This window comes from Bacillus methanolicus MGA3 (genome assembly GCF_000724485.1).
Classification (GTDB): domain Bacteria; phylum Bacillota; class Bacilli; order Bacillales; family Cytobacillaceae; genus Bacillus_Z; species Bacillus_Z methanolicus_A.
This window is the reverse complement of record NZ_CP007739.1, coordinates 1,010,810-1,029,474: the sequence shown is the minus strand read 5'-3', so window position 1 is coordinate 1,029,474 and position 18,665 is coordinate 1,010,810. Positions and strand designations below refer to the sequence as shown.

Genomic DNA, 18,665 nt, shown 5'->3' with positions numbered 1-18,665 from the left:
GACAAGAATAATGTGAAAACTATTCTCAAACTTCTTTTTATTTTGTTAAACATTATTCCCTATTAGTTTCTTTAATATGTTCCTTGACTAAATCTACAAAAGCCTGTACCTGCTTTAATTGAAATGCTGATTCATATCCAAGAAGCCATGTATCCCTCTTTATTTGTTTGTTATGTTCATCAAAAAGAGGGATTTTAAAAATGTTTTTCTCTGCTCCATTTAACGTAATTGCAGGTAATATGGCATAACCGATTCCGTTGAAAGTCATCTGTTTGCATGTTTCGATCTGGTCAACAACAATCGTTCGCTTCGGAACAGTCTGAAACTGGCGGTGCCACCAATCTTGAATCTCTTGATAATAATTTGAGTCACTTTTAAATTGAATAAAAGGTCTGTCTGTTTCAAGGACTTGCTCTGGCTTAGTTATTTCTGTATCTACCAGATAAAGGCTGTCTTTAAATAAATGAATTTTAATTCCTTTCCAATCGGGAGTCCCTCTTATAATTCCAATGTGCACTTGATCCTCATATAACGATTTTAATATTTCGCTGCTCCATCCGGTTATGAGCGATATTTTTGCATGCGGGTAGCGGTTGACAAATTTCTTCAGTACTTGCGGAAGCCAATTTTGCCCAACGATTGAAGCAACAGCGATTTTTAACGTACCATGGACTTCTGTATTAAGGGCTTGTATGGACTCGCGTACTTTTTCTTCCTTTGCAAGCACCTCTTTTACAAAAGAAATTACGTACTCTCCTGCCGGTGTAAGTGTCAGTCCTTTTTGAGATCGAAGAAAAAGTTGTGCTCCCCATTCCTTTTCAATGTTTTGCAACCGCTGGGAAAGTGCAGGCTGAGAGACAAATAACCTCTCAGCAGCCTTCCTCATATTCATTTCCTGAGCCAAAACAGACAGCAAATGAAATTCGGAAAGAGACGACATTGCCATACTCCTTTATAAGTTTTTCTTATATTTTCATTTTTTCAATACTTAAATTATTTATGAAACGGAGTTTTCATTATTTTTGGGAAGAAAGAAAATGAGAAGAAAGCTAATCAATGCAAATAACAAAACGGCATAATAAACAAAATGCAAAGAATTTGTTAAACCATCCTGCAGCAATTCCCTTATCTGTTTTGGAAGCCTGCTTCTTTCGGATTGATTTAGTAAACTATTCACTGAATCAACCGTTACATTTCGAGCCAAATTTCCTCCGTTTTCTTGAAAAAATTCTTTCAGTCTCAAGTTCAATATTCCGCCAAGCAAAGCAGCTCCAATTGTGTTTCCAAGATTGCGCATAAACATAATGGCGGCTGTTGCAACCCCTCTTTGTTTCCAGCTTACGGTACTCTGTACCGATACAATGAATGATGTTGATGTTAACCCCATGCCGATTCCAAAGAGAAATGAACCGGCAGCAGCCCATATCGGCCCTGCATTCGGTGATAAAGTAACTAACATGATGCTTCCGAGGGTTAAAAAGATTCCACCGAAAACTGACGTTTTTCTAAAACCAATTTTTAACAATAATCTACCGGCCATTGTTGATGCTATCGGCCATCCGATCGACATCGATGTAAGGGTAAATCCGGCAACAATCGGTGATCGCTCCATAACCCCTTGGACAAAAGCAGGCAAAAAACTCGAGATGCCGATAAGCATAATACCCGTTGTCAATGATGCTATATTAGCGATAAAAATAGGACGTTCTTTCCAAATACTAAAAGGCATCATTGGCTCTTTAGCTCTCTTTTCCTGGTAAATGAAAAAGACAAAGGCAATGATGCTCACAACCAACAAGCTTATTACTTCAAGAGAAGACCACGGCCAATGTGTTCCCCCTTCTACAAGTACAATCATTAAAGCTGATATCGAAACGGTAAGTAAAATGGCTCCTAGATAATCAATCTCCGGCTTTTTCTTTTCAATTTTTTCATGCAAAAAAAACCATAAACCGGCAATCGCCAAAAGTCCGAGCGGTATATTGATCCAAAAGACATATCTCCAGCTGACATATTCAACAAGCATTCCGCCAAGAGCCGGTCCCGTAATCGCAGAAATTCCCCAAACACTTGACAAATATCCTTGGATTCGGGCTCTCTCCTCCTTTGTATAAATATCTCCAACTATCGTTGTTGCAATCGGCATCACTGCACCTGCTCCAAATCCTTGAATAAAGCGAAAAACAATAAGCATTGACATCGATCCTGCAAAGCCGCATAACACAGAACCGATCAGAAAAACAATAATGCCTATAGTCAATATTGGCTTTCGTCCAAATAAATCGGATAACTTTCCATAAATCAGAACCGTAACTGCATTCATCAATAAATATGACGAAAAAACCCAGCTGTATTTCGAAAATCCGCCTAAATCGCCGACAATTGCCGGCATAGCGGTCGATACAATCGTTGCTTCGATCGCTCCCATAAACATAGCAAGCATGACGGATGCAAGAACAAAAGGTCGCTTAATTTTAGGATCTGCATATGAATTTGTTCCTTGTTTATTTACTGCTTCTCCCAATCATATCACCCCTGGAATTAAATCCTCCCATATAATATTTTCTAACTATTAAGGCGGCAGAAAAAAATTCAGCCCCTAAAAGGAGCTATGAATTCTGTGATCTGTAAAGATATTCGTTTAGCAGTTTCAGAACACTTCTTCTCGTTAAGATTCCTTCAAAATATCCCTCATGATCAACAATGCATAAAAACGGATGGTCGACAAGAAGCTCCAACGAAGAATGACTAGAACTATCAATCCTTAAACACGGAATTGATTTATTCATGACTTCTTCAACACGTTTCTTTTCCAATTGTTCAAACTCTATTCGTTCAAGGCCAAGAATTGAATCCAAGATAATCGGTGTGCTGATTAATCCATGAAGCTTATAATGTGGATCAAGAACAGGTATCGCAGTATATCCACTTTTTGTTAAAACTAGCAGTGCATGCTCCAAATTATTGCCAATTTGGACATGAGCAACTCGTTCTGAAGGAATCATCACATCTTTAATACTAAATTTTAAAAAATCCCCGCTGTCCCGACTTATCATCACAAAAAAACCCCTCATTAATTGTTTAGATATATCCCCATTTTAACACAGTTTTTAGACCGTGCACGTTTTAAGTGTGCTTAAAATAAGAAAGGACCCTATTATAGGCCCTATTGTCAGCTATACTACTGAATCAAATCAAAAATTTCGATTGTAATCATATCAATGTTATCAAATTGATATTTCTTTGGTTTTTCTTTATCGTTATATACTTCTAATTCAAACGTTTCAGTCTTTGGATGATAAGTTACCTGGCACTTTCTTTCACCATTCACCTCAAAAAATCTTTGAGCGGGTTCTGAACCGCCAGATTGGTCCTGCAAGTTTTTCAATCTTGTCAAAATACCTTGAAGCTGTGACATGCTCCCTCTCCTTTCAAAAAAACAAACCTGTTACAACTAGGTTACACGATATTCATTTTTATATCCTAGAAGAATGATTTCTGAATATTGCGTTTCTTTTCTTTACATGCCAATATTAACAGAATAAAATAATGAAAGGTATTTGTACAAGAAAAATTTTTAAAGGAAGTGATTTTTTGAAAAGCCCGGTACAAGTTGAAAACAATATTTACTTAATAGATGCAATGGATTTAGGAACGAAAGAACGAACAGGCACATATGTACTAACAGAAAATGATTTAACAATAATCGAAACATCTGCAAGCCCTTCTGTTCCATTTATCTTGGAAGGATTACGAAACTTAGACCTGTCACCAGAAGAAATAAAATACATAATTGTCACACATATACATTTAGATCATGCGGGGGGAGCAGGTTTATTGTTAGAACACTGTCCAAACGCCAAAATTGTCGTTCATGAAAAAGGGGCAAGGCACCTTGTAAATCCTGAAAGACTTATTGCCGGAGCAAAAGCCGTATACGGAGATAAATTTAATGCCTTGTTTGAACCAATTGTACCGGTTCCGGAAAATCGAGTGATCATCAAAAAAGAAAAAGAAACGCTTTCTATCAGCGAAAATTGTGCCCTTACCTTTTTTGATACACCTGGACACGCCAATCACCATTTCAGTATATATCACCCGAAAGTAAATGGAATGTTTACAGGTGATACTGCAGGGGTCTTTTATCAAGAGCTTTTTAAAGACGGGATCGAATTATATTTACCATCAACATCACCTAATCAGTTTCACCCAGAAAAAATGCTAGCTTCACTGCAACTATTTGAAAATTTGGATTTACGCTATATTTTCTTTAGCCATTACGGTGTATCTGAAAAACCGAATGAAGTTTACAAGCAAGTACGATACTGGCTGCCAATATTTCTCGAGGAGGCTAAATCGGCGTTTGAGCAAGAAGAAACAACGGAATTGCAGGTACGGGAAACAGAAACTCGGTTAAGAAAACGAGTCACTGAACATTTGGCCAACAAAAATATCCCTTCAAACCATCCTGTATTTCAAATACTTTCACTTGACTTCGAGGTATGTGCTATGGGATTAATAGATTATCTTGCAAAACAATAACTGGTTTTAGAGACAAATTAATGGAGGAAAAGACTTTGAAAAAGGTAACTGTATATAGCCAGCCCGACTGTCCGCCTTGTACCGTTGTAAAAGCATTTTTGCAGGAATATAAGGTCGAATACGAAGAAAAAGATATAAAAAAAGACAAACGTGCGAGAGATGAGCTAATAAATAAATACCAATCATACTCTACTCCAACAGTTGTTATCGGCGAAGAAATTGTTACCGGGTTTGATTTAGAAAAATTAAGAAAACTTCTCAATTTATAAAAAAATGTCGGCACGTTAACCCTTAGTTCTTTAACATTAAAAAAGGAGCTGTCTCAAAAACCTGAGGGTCAGACCCCATAACCATAACACAATAAATAGGACATAATACTGGATAATTGTGCTATATATTGATAATACACATGGTGTCAGACCCTTTAGAGACAGCCTCTTTTACCATTTGATAGCTAAAGCTGAAAAAATAATCGTAAGAATAAGCAATAGAAAAAAGATCAAATATGTCAGAAAAATTGGATTGCTTATATAAGCGTGTCTTTGTACTGGGCCGGGAATTTCAGAATCCAGTTCTCCTTTTACATTTTTCTGACTCTTTGCTAAGCTCCACGTATACCTAAATGCAAAAACAAGAACCCCGATTGCCGCTACTAAAAGAATTGTCATAAATAAACTCAAAGGAACCCCTCCTTTTTCATGCTGTTAGACTTAAATTGCCACTTTAAAAAGATTTCTATTCTTTTAAAAAGGAGGGAAATATTTTATCAGGAGTTTGGTCCACTACAGCAATCCTTCATGTTCATACAAATAATTGTATGATAAATCAATAAAAAGAAAATCCTGGTTGTTTAAAGGGATAGAAAACGTGCGTATTGTTTCCCCGGTTTCAATGTCACTGTATAAATCAGATAAAATTCCTTTTTTCTCATTCCGCATTCGAATTATATTTTCTAAAAAATAAGGACGCCAGCTCCAATTTTTCTTCAAATATTCATTTTGCAAAATCCAGTTTTTATCTTTTTTAAAAATATTAGGTGATTTTTGAAAACCGTCTTCATCACATACATACATCCTAAAAGCGATTTCATCCAAATATTTAGCAAGGGAATAAAGCAAATCGGTATAATTTTCATATTTTTTAAATTTATGGAGCAAATTTTGAATTTTTTCCTGAAAATTCTCAGATATGTTATATAATGCTTCTAGCTTCCTCTTTTCATATGAAATAAACTTCTGGAATTCCTTTTTTAACCATTCTTTTAGCAGATCCCTTGAAATAAATTCACAATGTGGTTTATGTAAATAAAAACCTTGATAAAAACGCCCCCCATTTTTCCATGCAAATTGCAGCTGATAAACCATTTCGATATTTTCAAAAAGCAATGTTGCACCGATTTTTCTTGCTAAAAATGACAATGAATCCAAAATAGCCTGGTAAGACGGTCCAGTATTTGTTGACTTTAATGCTCCAAGATCTACTTTTAGAATGTCCGGAGACAACTGTCCAATTCGATCAAGATGGCTGCTGTCATTTCCCATTTTATCAATCGCAATTTTTAAACCGAACGTTTTATAATAATTCAAAAGATGGTCTAGATGATTTGGTTTGCCTTCGTAATTTCGTTCTGATATTTCGAGAACGATTCTTTCCAGTGATATTCCTCTTTGCTGATATTCAAGCAACAGCTGAAGAAATTGCTCACCATTATCATGCATTAAGAGTTCTGCATCCCTGTTTACAAACAATAAAACATCATCATCCAGTGAAATTGCTTTTTCCAATGCTTTCGATAATACTGTATTATCTACTTCAAGCTTGTATTCTTCAGGAATTTGATGGTCATGAAAAAAAGGGCCAAGACTAATAATTTCCGACTCACTTTTATATCTTCCTAAAATTTCATAACCAATGACTTTATGTTCATCTGCACTGAATATTGGTTGAAAATAAGGAATCACGTTATCTAAATCTGTTAATATATCCAATGCATCCATTTGCAATTTGCAGCCCTCCATACCTCTTTCAATGACATTATTTTATCATAAAATCATAAGAAATCCTTTTCATTAGAATTGCAAATCATTTCATTAAAGACTAGAAATTCAAGGACATCTTACCTGAAATAGTACTTCATAATGCAAATTTTTAAGTAAAAACTACTGATAAGTCGGGTCAAGGTGGATTGAAATGAAAAAAATTTATATCATTGGAGTCCTTATCCCGTTGCTCGGCTTCAGCAATTTTGAAAATGCAGAAAAACAAAGCATGCCTTTTCCTACGAATTATTTTGTTATAGAGCAGAAAGTTCACGTACAAAACTTAAAAAATAGAGAGCTAAAACAGGCAAATATTTTACAAAAACGATTGCTGAATGTACCTTTAATAAAGCAAAATCCGGAATTAAAATATGGGTGTGAAGTAACCAGTCTTACGATGATGCTGCAATATGCAGGAGTCAAGATAAACAAAATGGAACTGTACAGAAAAATAAAGAAGGATCCCGATCCTCTTGTACGGTCACAAACGGGGGATATTTTACAATGGGGGAACCCGGAAGTTGGCTTTGTTGGTGACATGACTGGCAAAAATGCAGGATATGCGGTGTTTGATAGGCCAATGGTAGATTTAATCAACACTTACCTGCCTGGAAGGGCCAAAAATTTAACCAATCGGCCATTTGAGGAAATCCTTTTACATGTGTCGAAAGGATATCCTGTTGTCGTTTGGACAACCGGAGACTATAATCTTCCGGACATGTGGGAGTCGTGGCACCACGGAAGACAAATCATTAAAACTCCCTTAGATTTACATGTTGTTGTTCTTGTTGGATATGATAGCCAATCTGTCTATTTGAACGATCCTCTATCCGGAAAAAAACAACTAAAGGTAAACAAAAATCGTTTCATTGGTTCATGGAAAGCTCTCAAACAAAGAGCAGTAAGTTATGAATAAGAAATGGGGCTGACTAACATGGGGTCTGGCTCCCTCCAAACAATGACAATATTAGAAAGGTTTTTAATAATGTTGTCTGTATCTTGAATTGGAGGGGTCTGACCCTTTGATTTTTTAAGCCGCATAAAAAGAGTATTGGGATATATGTTAGAATATACTTCTTTTTCGAGTTGGAGTTTGTTAGTATATAAAAGGTATACTTATGGATAGGTTGGAGATTTTATGTCCAAGAAAGTAACTAGAAGAGTATTTCTTAAAAAAATGTTTTCGTCATTTTTTGTTGCAATAGCTTCGGGTGCGGGCGGATATGTTTATGCCCGGGAAGTGGAACCAAAAATGCTTAAAATATACAATTATACGTTTCGTCATCGTTCTATCCCTAGAGGATTCGACGGATTTAAAATTGTTCAGTTCAGTGACACCCATTTAGGTTTCCAGTATAATTTAACCCAGTTTGAGAAATTAATTTCGAAAATAAATTCCCTAAAGCCGGATATTATTTTTTTCACAGGCGATTTAATGGATAACCCAAATAAATTTTCCGAGACTGATAAAATTGCCCCATTATTAAGCCGCCTTACAGCCCCTTTTGGGAAATTTTCTATTTATGGAAACCATGATCATGGCGGGTATGGTTCAGACATCTATATGAAGATCATGGAACAATCAGATTTTACAATCCTTCAAAACCAATCACATGAAATTCGTTTGCTTGATGGCAGCAAAATATATATTGCCGGGATTGATGATGCTATGCTCGGAAAGCCTGACATAAGCAAAGCAGTTAGCAGGATCCCAAAGAATGCTTTTACGATCCTTCTTTCACATGCACCAGACTTGGCAGACGCGGCCTCTTCTTTCAATATCCACCTTCAATTAAGCGGCCACAGCCACGGTGGTCAAGTGCAAATCCCATTTTTTGGAGCACTGATCACACCTCCGTTCGCAGAAAAATATATTGAAGGATTTTACAAAATAGGGAATTCAAAGCAGTTAACACTCTATGTCAATAGAGGCCTTGGTACGACAAGAATGCCTTACCGATTCTTATCCCTGCCCGAACTGACTGTCTTCACTCTTTCAACAGATCTGTAAAAAAGGAAAAAGCAACTTGATTATCAAGATCCGCTGCTTTTTCCTTTTGTTAAAAAACGTTTTTCAACTTCTTCAGCTGACAGCGGCTTAGAGAAATAAAATCCCTGTGCTTTCTCGCAATTTGCCTTTAGTAAAAAATCAGCTTGTTTTTTTTCCTCCACACCTTCAGCAATTACCTCCATCCCAAGACTTTTGCCTAGATGAATTATTGTTGTAATAATTGCAGCATCTTTTTCATTAACGAGTACGTCACGCACAAATGACTGGTCAATTTTCAGAACATCAATCGGTAATTGCTTTAAATAATTTAACGATGAATATCCGGTTCCAAAATCATCGACAGAAATCGTTATTCCTAATTCTTTTAATCGGTTTAGTATCGCAATCGTTTCTTCCTTATCATGCATTGCCCCTTCTGTTATTTCGATCTCAATTGATGAAGGTGGAATCTCGAATTGATCAATCGACCTCTTAATCACTCCAACTAGATTGGGCTGCTGAAATTGCTTCGTTGAAATATTAACAGCAATTCGAATCGGTTTATCACATAATTCTGACCATCTTTTTATTTGCCGGCAAGCTGTCTCAACTACCCAATTCCCGATCGGAATAATCAAACCTGTATCTTCCGCAAGAGGGATAAAATCTCCAGGCGAAATGAAGCCGAGTTCAGAGCTGTTCCATCGTATCAATGCTTCAAAACTGCTAATTTCACCAGTAATTAAGTCCACCTGTGGCTGATATAAAAGTTGCAGTTCATTTCGTTCAATTGCTTTTCGCAAATGGGTTTCGAGCTGAAGTACATTTGTTATCTTAGAATTCATATCAGACCGGTAAAACTGATAATGTGCTTTTCCCTTTTCTTTCACCCGATATAATGCTTCATCCGCGTTCTTTATTAATGTCTCCGCATCATTGCCGTCATTAGGAAATATACTGATTCCAATACTTGGAGAAATATAATACTCCTGTGAATTCAAATAAAAAGAGTCCTTAAACTTCATTAGCAATTTTTGAGCGAAACGGTCTGTCTCTTGCCTTGTTGTATCAAGAAGCAAAATGATAAACTCGTCTCCTCCTTGACGATATACTCTGCAATTGTTTTTTTGGAGTCCAGACAGGCGTTCCGCAACCTTTTTTAAGATTTCATCACCATAAAGGTGGCCTAAAGTATCATTCAAGTATTTAAAACGATCTAAATCAATAGAAAAGAGCGCAAACTCTTTGCTGCCGTTCCTGTACTTTTTTATAGCTGTATCAAGGTCATCTAGTAATGCACGCCTGTTTAACAATCCTGTTAGCTGGTCATGAAAAGCCATATATTTAATGGTCTCCGCGTTTTTTGCTTGTTCCGATATATCCCTGATAATGACATAAATGCCCATAATTTCTGAGTGAATGACCATCGGAACAGTTTTAATATGGCCTGTTAGGTAATGGCCTTTTTTATGTATAAACCTGCAATCCAATGACTCTAATGCATATCCTTCCTGTGTTTTTTCTAATAGTGCTTTAAATACATTAAAATCTTTCTCAGCAACAAAATCAAAAATCGATCGATTTTCCAGCTGATTTTTTGTATGACCAATTAATTTGTATCCTGCAGGATTCACTTCCATTATTTTTCCGCTTAAGTCTATTAAAAATATCCCATCTAGATTATGATCAACAATTGACCGGTATCTCTGCTCGCTAGTTGTTATCTCTTTTTCCATCTCAGTAGTCATTATATTTTGTAATTGCTTTTTCATCTAATCATCCTCGACTAAACCTAGTCTTTTACTCCTATTTTACTAGTATTATAGTCGAAATTTAGAACTTTTTATAAAAAATTATCTTTTTTTAGCAAAATAACATGATCTTTACAATTTATCTATGAATGAAACACGATTTATAATAACCATTTATTATTTGAATCTCGTCTCTTCATCCTGATTACTATCCCCAACAATTAAAAGTCTTTATAAAATAAATAGATACTAAATAGTGGATTTTTTTCAACAAAAATTAAATGTAAACCTGTAAAGGGTATAAAGTGCGGTTCTAAAACAATAATAATGAAACCGTATTCTTTCCAAAAGTACAGAAAATGGTATATAATATGGTTATTCCCTCACAAATTATGAAAGGAGCTTATCATTTGAACAGGAAAAACAGAAGTCATCCTCCATTACATTCAACAGTTGAAAACCTCGCACAAGCCATTTTTACCGTAAACCGTCATGCAAAAACTGCCCCAAACCCAAAATATTTATATAAACTCAAACATGAGGCTTTAAAAAAGATGATATCAGAAGGTAAAGCAAAAAAAGTCGGACTCCATTTTTCACAAAACCCAAAACTGTGTCAACAGCAGTCAGCAGTCCTTGTTGTTTGCGGTAATTATTCCTTTCATATTCCACCGTCCAAAAATGACATGAAATTACTACCACACTTGGGACATTTAAACCAAAACGTCCGCAACCCAAAATCCCGCCTATCTTTAAATCAGGCAAAAAAGCTATTGCAGTCTTATACGGGCTTAAAAGAAATCAATACAGAACCGAATAATAAAACCCGCAGCTATCAAAAACCGGTCTTTAAAAAACTTGGAGAAAGTTATTGAACAAATAGAAAAAAGCCGACAATCGGCTTTTTCACAATACGTATTGATCGATCAATAATACCAGTTCCGCTATATCTGGTTTACTAACTTGTGCATCTGCTCCAACCATTTGTCCCTTATATCGAAGATCTTCTGTAATTAAAGATGAGAAAATGATTACCGGCACCTTTGATAGCTCAGGATGCGTTTTAATCCGTTTTGTCAGGTGATGCCCGTCCATTTGGGGCATTTCAATATCCGTGATAATCAATTGAATTTCCTTGGTAATATCCTTCCCGGACTGAACAAGTTTATCTAAATATTGCAAGGCATCCCGGCCGTTCTCAAAAAACTCAATCATTTCAAAACCGGCTTCTGTTAATGTATCTTGTAGTAATTTCCTTAACATAGGAGAATCTTCTGCTACAAGAAGCCGCTTATTAGAGCGTTCCCTTTTCCCTAACTTCTTAACTTGCTGGACATTGATACCTAATTCCGGATTGATATCTAAAACGATTTTTTCAAAATCAAGCAAAAGAATCATTTCACCATTCAGCTTGATGACTCCAATAATCTGGCTATTAGCCCCTTGGTACATTTCGGACGGCTTTTCAATTTGATCCCAGGATATTCTGTGAATTTGCGTTACGTTATGTACATGGAAAACAATTTTTTGTTTGTTAAATTCAGCAACGATAAACTTATCTTGTTCCGGATGTTCTGAAGGCGGGAAACCGAGGGTTTGTGCTACGTCCACAACAGGCAAAATCTCTCCTCTTAACTCGATAATACCTTCAACATGTTTATGTGCATGGGGCACTGGATTAACTGGCGCCGGTTTTATGATCTCCTTTACTTTAATAACATTTATGCCAAATTTATTCCTTCCGATTCCAAATTCAACAATTTCCAGTTCATTCGTTCCGCTTTCCAATAAAATCCCTTTTTTGTACTCCATTCGTAATTCTACCTTTCATTCCAAAATAAAATAGATTTATACAAATAATATCACATAAATGGAAATTCATTCTTAATCATTTATCTTGCCGAACCATTTACTAGGTTTTTCTTCTTTTGGAATTTTTTTATGGAACCACAAACCGATCATCCTCAAAATCATCAACGAGCCGATGGCCAGCCTGCTAGCTAGGTTGCCAAAATCAGCAAAAATAAGGGTGATCGTTCCGTACAAGAAAGGTCCAATAATGGACGAGACTTTCCCAGAAAAAGCAAATAGCCCGAAAAATTGTCCCCTCTTATCTTCCGGAGTCAATTCAACAATATACGTCCTCGTTGTAACCCACATGGAACCGAGCGCAATCCCAAACATGCTTCCCGAAACCCAAAACATTCCCTCATCTAAAGCAATTGTTGCGATCAATAGTGCTACGAACAAAAGGCTCCCTACATACATAATCGATTTGTTTGCACCTTTCGCTTTCGTTATATAGCCGAAAACAAATGAGCCAATAATACTCGAAACTGTTGAGACTAAGTACAGTAAGATAAACTTTCCAGTCGTAAAGCCTACAATCGCTTTTGCATACACAGCCATAATGGCGATGGCGGTCGCAATGGCATCATTTAAAAAGAAATAGGCAATCATAAAAAGAAAAACAGACTTATATAACCGCATTTCTTTAAATGTATGATAGATTTCCTTATATCCTGACAAAAAAGACTCCTTTTTTTGCTCAGGATAAGGCTTATCTTTTACAAAGAAAAACAGCGGCAGCGAAAACAATAAGAATAAAAGCCCTGTCGGAATAAATGCTTCATGAAAACCATCATCCCCAACGAATGGATAAACAGTCAAACCAACAAGTGTACCAATATACCCGACAGCAACCCCAAATCCGGAAATAAGCGGAATATCCTCTTTCCTTGCTAAATCAGAAATCATCGAATCATAAAAAACAAGGCTCGAATGATAAAAGAATTTTGCAATAACAAAAAACAAAATCACAAGAGAAAATGAAACCGGAAGTCCGAACCATTCCCCTGATAGCTTACCGCCTCCGAATACTCCCATTAATAATGTAGAAGCCACTGCTATTAATGTAAAAATTACGATATATTTCTTCTTTCGTCCGGTTCGATCAATCATAACCCCAAATAAAGGAGAAAAAAGAACTAGAAAAAAGCTTGCAACTGCGTTCGAATATGATACAAAAGTGCTTGCGATTTGATTTAGAATCTCATTTTTACCGATTACTTCCTTCAAATAAAACGGAAAAAAGATTGTATTTATATTCGATGAAAAAATTGTATTGGCAAAGTCATAAAATGCCCACGATAAAACCGGCAAAGAAAAATAGAGGCCCCACTGATTCAAACGTTTTTTTACTTCGTCAGAATATTTTTCAAGCGATCCCACCTGAGTCAACTCCTTTAAAAAACATATATCAATATTTCCATTGTCTGTTAACGAAATCCTTTATTTTTACAAAAATATTACAAATCGAAAACAATGTAAAAAAACAAAAATACTGCACCACAAACCATGAACGGTGCAGTATTTTTAAGCTAAAAACAAAGGTTAGATATAAGTACATTGATTATTGTTTTACAACAATTGTTCGGGCAATTAAATCATGTAGAGCTTGCTTTTTCTCTGTAAAAGCGGCAATTATGTAACCAATCATGAAAATTGATGATAAAAACGTCATTGCTAAATAGCGTCCGAAAGCTCGCCAGAAAGAAATCCTGTTTCCATCCATATCAGTTACTTTTAGACCGAGCAATTTTTTTCCAATCGTCGCCTGCCATTTCGACGCATGCAGACCTGCAAAGTATAAGACAGCTACAGCAAAGTTAACAAAAATGGCAACTAGATAGCCGCCAAAAATAGCAACTGCTTCTGCATCAGTCAAATCCTGTTCCAAATAGTTTGGATCATTCATTGCCGCATCAAATGCGCCGGATGCCCCAAAAAAGATCACAAAAATAATAGTTGATAAAATACCTAGAGGGATCACTACAATAATACTGTCAATCAAATAAGCAGCAAAACGGATCCAAAAACCTCCGTATTCCTTTTTCTCCTCATAATGCTGTTGTTCTAAAATTGAATCCATTCACTGTCCCCCAATCTTCAGTTTTCTTTTTCAGTTACATTATAACATTTTATTTATCAGAAATATTCCAATTTTCTTCAAAAAAATTTTTTAACGCAACCCCTAGAAAACGATTACAAATCGAAAATTTTGTGAACATTAACATGTATATCTGGTTCTTTGAACAAAAGAGGACTAAAATACAGACGTACAAAAAACAAGTGCAGTATTTACAACTTTTTAAAATGAAGGGTGCGATTTAATTATGAAAGGTACGGCAATTCTTTTTCAAGCTGACCAATCAGTGACCTTTATAGAAGATATTGAACACTCTGTTTATGAAGAAATCAAAAGCCAATGCGGCTGTGAGCACTGTAATTGCAAGATTGAAAACAAAATTGTCGACTTTGGAACTGTTTCCCCTGTTTTTTGGCATGAAGATGAGATTGATTGGGACTATGGATATTGATTAATAACTTTATTATATATTCGAGGCTGTCTCAAAAGCCTAAGGGTCAGACCCCATAACACAATATATAGGACATAATATTGGATAAATGTGCTATATATTGATAAATACACATGGGGTCAGACCCTTATGAGACAGCCTTGTTTTTTGTTTACAGTTAAGTCCTTTTGTTATTAAGATTGATCATATAAGATACGAAGAAAAGCCTGGAAAGGATGAACAAGGTGGAACATTTAATAAATGCAAGAGCATCAAACATCGAGATTTCAGGGATTCGAAAATTTTTTAATATGGTTGCCGAAACAGAAGGAATCATTTCTTTAACAATCGGTCAACCTGATTTTCCGACCCCAGAGCACGTGAAAGCTGCCGGAATAAAAGCGATTCATGATGACTTTACAACGTATACTCATAACGCGGGCATGATTGATCTAAGAAAAGCAGCTGCAGAATATTATTTGAAAAAATACGATGTTGATTATGATCCCGATTCCGAGGTGATCATCACTGCAGGAGCAAGTGAGGCCATTGACATTACTTTCAGAACCATATTAGACTGGGACACAGAAGTTATTTTGCCGGGACCTGTTTATCCAGGTTACGAGCCAATTATTCGCCTTTGCGGAGCAAATCCTGTTTACGCCGATACGACGACAAATAATTTCAAAATGACGGCAGATATTATAAATTCATACATAACAAATAAAACACGATGCATCGTATTGCCTTATCCATCCAATCCTACTGGAATCAGCCTATCGGAAAAAGAATTATACGAAATTTCAGAGTTATTGCGTGATAAGGATATTTTTGTCCTTGCTGATGAAATTTACAGTGAACTTGTTTATGAAAGGCCGCATACCTCGATTGCAAAATTCTTAAAAGAAAAAACGATTGTAATTAACGGGTTGTCAAAATCGCACTCCATGACAGGTTGGAGAATTGGGATGCTGTTTGCAACAAATAATATTGCAAAACATATTTTAAAAGTTCACCAATATAATATTACTTGCGCTACTTCTATATCACAAAAAGCTGCATTAGAGGCACTGACTGTGGGTTTTGATGATGCGCTGCCAATGAGAGCCGAGTATAAAAAAAGGCGCGATTACGTTTACAACCGACTTACAAAAATGGGATTTGATGTTGTAAAACCGGAAGGCGCTTTTTATTTCTTTGTGAAAATTCCTGTTTCCGGTATGAAATCTTTTGATTTTGCATTATCGCTTGCACATGAAGCAAAAGTAGCTGTCGTCCCAGGAAGCGCGTTTTCTCATTTAGGAGAAGGGTACTTCCGACTTTCCTTTGCTTATTCAATGGAGATTTTGGAAGAAGGACTTAATAGGATTGAAAACTATTTAATCAGCAAATAATGAGGCTGTCTCAAAAGCCTAAGGGTCAGACCCCATAATGCAATATATAGGACATAATGTTGGATAAATGTACTATATATTTATAAATGCACACGAGGTCAGACCCTTATGAGACAACCTTTTTATTTATACAGTTTCTTCCCCATTATAATACTTATAAAGTGCTTGAGTGCCGCTGTTTTCTTCTCCCTTTTCAGCTAATCGGGAATAAAGCGATTTTGCCAGGGATAAACCCGGTGCTTCAAGGCCGATCTTTTCCGCTTCTTCCAGGGCAATATTCATATCTTTAATAAAATGCTTTATGTAAAAGCCGGGTTCAAAATCTCCTTCAATCATTCTTGGCGCGAGATTAGAAAGAGACCAGCTGCCTGCTGCACCTGAAGCAATGCTTTTTAGCACATTCTTTGGATTCAATCCTGCTTTTTCTGCATATGCCATTGCTTCACATACACCGATCATGTTTGAAGCAATGGCAATTTGATTGCACATTTTTGTGTGTTGACCTGAGCCGGCACTTCCTTGGTATACTATATTAGTTCCAAGAAGGCTCAAAATTGGTTCAACAGCCAAAAAGTCTTCATATTCTCCCCCGACCATGATAGAAAGCTTCCCATCCCTGGCGCCTATATCACCGCCAGATACTGGGGCATCGAGTGCTTTTAATCCTTTCTTTTTCGCTTCATTATAAATTTTCACTGCAAGTGTGGGAGTTGATGTCGTCATATCAATGAGATAGCTTCCTTCTCTTGCATGATGAATGATTCCTTTTTCTCCAAGATAAACTTCTTCCACATCAGACGGGTATCCTACAATCGTTATTATGATATTAGCTTTCTTCGCAACTTCTTTTGGGGAATCAGCCCATTCAGCACCTTTTTCCAAAAGTTCTTCTGCTTTATCCTTTGTTCGTGTATATACCACAAGCGGATAACCGCTCTTTAGAATATGCCCTGCCATACTTTTACCCATGACACCAAGACCAATAAAGCCAACTACAGTATTATCAGAAGTTATCAAATGTTCATTCTCCTCTCTAAATTTGTGCTATTCTTATTCTAGCATTATTCAAATATAATGGATTAAAAAAATTTAGCCGGGCAAATGCCCGGCCAAAATCATTCTCTAATTTCATGCGCATACTTTATATGATCCGTTTACTGAATCGATGAACTCAATTAAAGCTGGCTTGAAAAATTGGTCAAATAAGTCTGGCCCAATACTCCTTCATCATTAAACACTTCGATCAAAACAGCCTTCTCTTGAATAATCTTGTTTTCTATTTCAAAAACATGAAAATCTTTTTTTAGAGGAATGGGATCCATATAAATAACCCGCTCATTTGATTCATTTGCCTCTATGTATTCGCCATTAATAACTTCGTTTTCCCCGTAAACAAAGTGAGTCGCACCAAGAGCCGCTGCCAATTGTTTGTCGTGAATCGATACTCTTACTTTGTACGTTGAATGATCAGCGAATAGATGTTCATTAATTTTAAATCGGAATTGCAATTCATTTCTTTTTGTTAAAAGTACTTCTGCATGACGGTTTGCAATAAGTTGATCGGATCCAAACATACAGCCCGAAAGCAGAAAAATATTTACAAATAATACAGGTAACATGAAAAATTTACTTTTCAGATTGTATTCCTCCTTCCATACGCATACCTTTGCCTATTTTTAATGGCTATAAACGTATGGAAAGAGAAATGGTTTGAATTATTGCCTAAAAACACTAAAAATCCTTAAATCGATTTGACCATCCCGCCGTCCACTAAAAACGAACTGCCCGTTACATATGTATTTGCGTCAGAAGCCAGGAAAACAACAAAATTTGCAAACTCTTGAGGAGTTCCATACCGTTTCAATGGGATTGATTCCTTTATCTTTGCTTCAACTTCTTCCCTCGTAAGACCAAGCTTTTCTGCATTCACCTGGTCGAGGTGCCTTACGCGGTCAGTCGCAATTCTTCCGGGAGCAACTGTATTTATTAAAATGTTATAAGGAGCAAGTTCTTGCGCAAGTGTTTTCGACAGCCCGACAATTGCTGTTCTGAATGTATTAGAGAGTATTAACCCCGGGATCGGCTCTTTTATGGATGATGATGCAATATTAATAATTTTACCGCCATTCGTCTTAAGAGCAGGCAACGCTTCCCTGATCAGCCTGATGTAAGAAAGCAAATTCAATTCAAATGATTTTTGCCAATCTTCATCTGTAATTGTTTCAAACGACCCAGCTGGTGGGCCGCCAGCATTATTGACAAGTATATCAAGTCTTCCGAAAGAATCGGTTGCTGTTTGAACCATTTTTTTAATATCTTCAATATTTGTAACATCTGCTCGCACAAATGCTACTTTTCCCGACCCCTCACGATCGATTTCAGTTACCACTTGTTTCAACTTTGATTCATCACGTCCTGATATAACAATATTCGCTCCTTCTTTTAACAAACCTTCTGCAATAGCCCGTCCCAGTCCTTGGCTTGATGCAGCAATTAAAGCAGTTTTACCAGAAAGGTTAAGATCCATAAAAAGTCCTCCTCTACTCTTTATATTGACATTATACAGAAAATAATGAGAAATCGCTTTCTAA

At 36.4% G+C, this 18,665-nt stretch carries 20 protein-coding genes; 7 read left to right on the top strand and 13 right to left on the bottom strand.

Annotation, left to right across the window (positions count from 1 at the left end; all coding sequences use genetic code 11):
• Positions 1–52 precede the first annotated feature (52 nt).
• The 4 genes from BMMGA3_RS05085 to BMMGA3_RS05070 form a co-directional block, all read right to left on the bottom strand.
• The gene (locus BMMGA3_RS05085; RefSeq protein WP_003348746.1) at positions 53–940 is read right to left on the bottom strand and encodes a transcriptional regulator CcpC; all 888 of its coding nucleotides are present in this window, start codon (positions 938–940) and stop codon (positions 53–55) included.
• 57 nt (positions 941–997) lie between these two features.
• Complete coding sequence (locus BMMGA3_RS05080) at positions 998–2,524, bottom strand: MDR family MFS transporter (RefSeq protein WP_003348744.1); 1,527 nt, start codon at positions 2,522–2,524, stop codon at positions 998–1,000.
• Positions 2,525–2,609: 85 nt separating this feature from the next.
• A complete protein-coding gene (gene cbpB / locus BMMGA3_RS05075) occupies positions 2,610–3,056 on the bottom strand; it encodes a cyclic-di-AMP-binding protein CbpB (protein ID WP_003348741.1) in 447 nt (148 codons plus the stop codon).
• Positions 3,057–3,181: 125 nt separating this feature from the next.
• Positions 3,182–3,418 carry a YkuJ family protein gene (locus BMMGA3_RS05070; protein ID WP_003348739.1) on the bottom strand — a complete coding sequence of 79 codons (237 nt, stop codon included), beginning with the start codon at positions 3,416–3,418 and terminating at the stop codon, positions 3,182–3,184.
• Between the two features lie 176 nt (positions 3,419–3,594).
• Here BMMGA3_RS05070 and BMMGA3_RS05065 point away from each other — a divergent pair, with 176 nt between their 5' ends.
• Both BMMGA3_RS05065 and BMMGA3_RS05060 read left to right on the top strand, forming a co-directional pair.
• Positions 3,595–4,542, top strand: a complete 948-nt coding sequence (locus BMMGA3_RS05065; protein WP_003348737.1) for an MBL fold metallo-hydrolase — start codon at positions 3,595–3,597, stop codon at positions 4,540–4,542.
• Positions 4,543–4,577: 35 nt separating this feature from the next.
• Positions 4,578–4,811: a glutaredoxin family protein gene (locus tag BMMGA3_RS05060; protein ID WP_003348735.1), complete on the top strand. Its 234-nt coding sequence runs from the start codon at positions 4,578–4,580 to the stop codon at positions 4,809–4,811.
• A gap of 171 nt (positions 4,812–4,982) precedes the next feature.
• Here BMMGA3_RS05060 and BMMGA3_RS05055 read toward each other — a convergent pair whose 3' ends face one another.
• Positions 4,983–5,222, bottom strand: a complete 240-nt coding sequence (locus BMMGA3_RS05055; protein WP_003348733.1) for a hypothetical protein — start codon at positions 5,220–5,222, stop codon at positions 4,983–4,985.
• Positions 5,223–5,324: 102 nt separating this feature from the next.
• Positions 5,325–6,539 carry an EAL domain-containing protein gene (locus tag BMMGA3_RS05050; protein ID WP_003348732.1) on the bottom strand — a complete coding sequence of 405 codons (1,215 nt, stop codon included), beginning with the start codon at positions 6,537–6,539 and terminating at the stop codon, positions 5,325–5,327.
• Positions 6,540–6,732: 193 nt separating this feature from the next.
• Here BMMGA3_RS05050 and BMMGA3_RS05045 point away from each other — a divergent pair, with 193 nt between their 5' ends.
• On the top strand, positions 6,733–7,497 hold the full coding sequence (locus BMMGA3_RS05045; protein WP_003348731.1) for a C39 family peptidase: 765 nt from the start codon (positions 6,733–6,735) through the stop codon (positions 7,495–7,497).
• A 222-nt stretch (positions 7,498–7,719) separates the two neighbouring features.
• On the top strand, positions 7,720–8,592 hold the full coding sequence (locus BMMGA3_RS05040) for a metallophosphoesterase (RefSeq protein ID WP_003348730.1): 873 nt from the start codon (positions 7,720–7,722) through the stop codon (positions 8,590–8,592).
• A gap of 23 nt (positions 8,593–8,615) precedes the next feature.
• On the opposite strand, the gene BMMGA3_RS05035 is transcribed toward BMMGA3_RS05040, so the two are convergent.
• Complete coding sequence (locus BMMGA3_RS05035) at positions 8,616–10,343, bottom strand: EAL domain-containing protein (protein WP_003348729.1); 1,728 nt, start codon at positions 10,341–10,343, stop codon at positions 8,616–8,618.
• A gap of 371 nt (positions 10,344–10,714) precedes the next feature.
• Between BMMGA3_RS05035 and BMMGA3_RS05030 the strand changes: the two genes are divergently transcribed.
• Positions 10,715–11,197 (top strand): YkyB family protein, encoded by a 483-nt coding sequence (locus BMMGA3_RS05030; RefSeq protein WP_185762575.1) that lies wholly within the window; start codon positions 10,715–10,717, stop codon positions 11,195–11,197.
• Between the two features lie 31 nt (positions 11,198–11,228).
• On the opposite strand, the gene BMMGA3_RS05025 is transcribed toward BMMGA3_RS05030, so the two are convergent.
• From BMMGA3_RS05025 to BMMGA3_RS05015, 3 genes are all read right to left on the bottom strand, one after another.
• Positions 11,229–12,134, bottom strand: a complete 906-nt coding sequence (locus BMMGA3_RS05025) for a chemotaxis protein (RefSeq protein WP_003348726.1) — start codon at positions 12,132–12,134, stop codon at positions 11,229–11,231.
• A 72-nt stretch (positions 12,135–12,206) separates the two neighbouring features.
• A complete protein-coding gene (locus tag BMMGA3_RS05020) occupies positions 12,207–13,553 on the bottom strand; it encodes an MFS transporter (RefSeq protein ID WP_003348725.1) in 1,347 nt (448 codons plus the stop codon).
• 181 nt (positions 13,554–13,734) lie between these two features.
• Entirely contained in the window at positions 13,735–14,253 is a 519-nt protein-coding gene (locus tag BMMGA3_RS05015; RefSeq protein ID WP_003348724.1) for an RDD family protein, read from the bottom strand.
• 244 nt (positions 14,254–14,497) lie between these two features.
• Between BMMGA3_RS05015 and BMMGA3_RS05010 the strand changes: the two genes are divergently transcribed.
• Both BMMGA3_RS05010 and BMMGA3_RS05005 read left to right on the top strand, forming a co-directional pair.
• Complete coding sequence (locus BMMGA3_RS05010; protein ID WP_003348722.1) at positions 14,498–14,701, top strand: hypothetical protein; 204 nt, start codon at positions 14,498–14,500, stop codon at positions 14,699–14,701.
• A 224-nt stretch (positions 14,702–14,925) separates the two neighbouring features.
• Positions 14,926–16,074 carry an aminotransferase A gene (locus BMMGA3_RS05005; protein ID WP_003348720.1) on the top strand — a complete coding sequence of 383 codons (1,149 nt, stop codon included), beginning with the start codon at positions 14,926–14,928 and terminating at the stop codon, positions 16,072–16,074.
• A 126-nt stretch (positions 16,075–16,200) separates the two neighbouring features.
• Here BMMGA3_RS05005 and BMMGA3_RS05000 read toward each other — a convergent pair whose 3' ends face one another.
• The 3 genes from BMMGA3_RS05000 to BMMGA3_RS04990 form a co-directional block, all read right to left on the bottom strand.
• Positions 16,201–17,091, bottom strand: a complete 891-nt coding sequence (locus BMMGA3_RS05000) for an NAD(P)-dependent oxidoreductase (RefSeq protein WP_003348718.1) — start codon at positions 17,089–17,091, stop codon at positions 16,201–16,203.
• A 158-nt stretch (positions 17,092–17,249) separates the two neighbouring features.
• Positions 17,250–17,693, bottom strand: a complete 444-nt coding sequence (locus BMMGA3_RS04995; RefSeq protein ID WP_003348716.1) for a hypothetical protein — start codon at positions 17,691–17,693, stop codon at positions 17,250–17,252.
• Positions 17,694–17,815: 122 nt separating this feature from the next.
• Positions 17,816–18,601, bottom strand: coding sequence for an SDR family oxidoreductase (locus BMMGA3_RS04990; RefSeq protein ID WP_003348714.1), 786 nt, complete (start codon positions 18,599–18,601; stop codon positions 17,816–17,818).
• Between the last annotated feature and the right edge of the window lie 64 nt (positions 18,602–18,665).